This window comes from Priestia sp. P5_B4 (assembly GCF_056400385.1).
The window spans coordinates 1-1450 of the sequence record NZ_JBFULJ010000929.1; the positions used below are offsets into that span (position 1 = coordinate 1).

Below are 1450 nucleotides of genomic sequence, written 5' to 3' on the forward strand. Positions count from 1 at the left end.
ACATAGAGATTTCTCCCGTGTTACTAGCTAAACATAAAATATGATGCTCATTTACGTTTAGTCCATAAGGTTTCACCCATTGCTCCCAGTCATCTTCCGCAGCTCTCCAGATGGCTTTACTTACCTGCATTAATTTTAATCCAAACAATGATGCATCTTTTATTGTGTATTCACTTTCTTGTTCTTGTTTCGACATACTATCATTCCTTATTTGTAGGCTGTTGTAAGTTAGTTTATTTTTAAAACGCGTAAAAACATTTTTATTTCATCTAATTTATCAGTATACCTACAAAATCAGACGAAAAAATACACGTACAGTTTAATTTATCAGCTTTATTCCACAAAATTTCTATAATTCTGAAGACGTGTCTACCAACTAAAAAGAGGTACTTACTTTATTTTTATTAAAAAAAGTAATGCGCGTCTTTTTAATTACTAATAGATGATGCGGATTCCAAGTGAGTAAATGCTTGTGCTAAGTCTGCAATTAAATCTTCCGTATCTTCAATTCCTACAGATATGCGAACCAGTCCTTCGGATATTCCAAGAGCTTTACGTTCTTCAAGCGTACATTCTACGTGGCTAGTCGTTCTTGCTGGTCCATAAATTGTTTCAACCGCTCCTAAATTGCCGGCTTTATTTGCATACGTTAACTTTGGCAGCAAAATTTTAATAGCTTCCATTTCTCCTTTTAAAACAAAGCTTAATATCCCGCCAAAGCCTTTCATTTGTTTTTTGGCAATATGATGATGGGGATGTGTTTCCAATCCAGGATAATAGACGGCTTCAACCGCTTCTTTCTTTTGAAGAAATTTAGCAATTTCCAAAGCGCTTCGCTCTTGTTGACGTATACGTAATTTTAACGTTTTCATTCCTCTTAAAATAAGATACGCTGACATGGGATCCATGGTCGCGCCATTGATCTCACGGTAGTGATACACATGCTTCATTAATTCTTTAGAGCCGCATACTGCTCCTCCTAAGGCATCCGCATGTCCGCTTAAAAATTTTGTTGCGCTGTGAATGACAAGATCCACCCCTAATTGAAGAGGGTTTTGATTAATAGGTGTCGCAAACGTATTGTCAATAATGACGACTGCCCCTACTGCTTTTCCTGCTTTTGCTATTCTTTCAATATCAATAATTTTCATCGTAGGATTTGTAGGTGACTCTAAATATAGCACTTTACATCCTTTATTTACTTCCGCTTCAATTTCTTCATGATTCCCCGTATTGCATAAGGTTACATCCACTCCGATGTTAGGAAGGAACTCAGTGAAGATTTTATTTGTTCCTCCATATGTATCTTTTACCGATACGACGCGGTCTCCAGGTTTTAAAAACGTGTATAAAGTGCTGCTAATAGCCGCCATGCCGGAGGAAAATGCGACCGCTTCTTCTGCTTCTTCAAGTATCCTTACTTTTTCTTCAAAAGCTTTAACTGTAGGAT

General features: G+C 37.0%; 1 protein-coding gene and 1 pseudogene. Both read right to left on the reverse strand.

Annotated elements, in window-relative coordinates:
* Positions 1-196 (reverse strand): annotated as a pseudogene (locus AC1DRF_RS27565) (HTH-type transcriptional regulator Hpr); the annotation flags it as partial.
* A gap of 232 nt (positions 197-428) precedes the next feature.
* Positions 429-1450: cystathionine gamma-synthase family protein (locus tag AC1DRF_RS27570; RefSeq protein WP_477742254.1), on the reverse strand; the 1022-nt coding region annotated here is incomplete at its 5' end.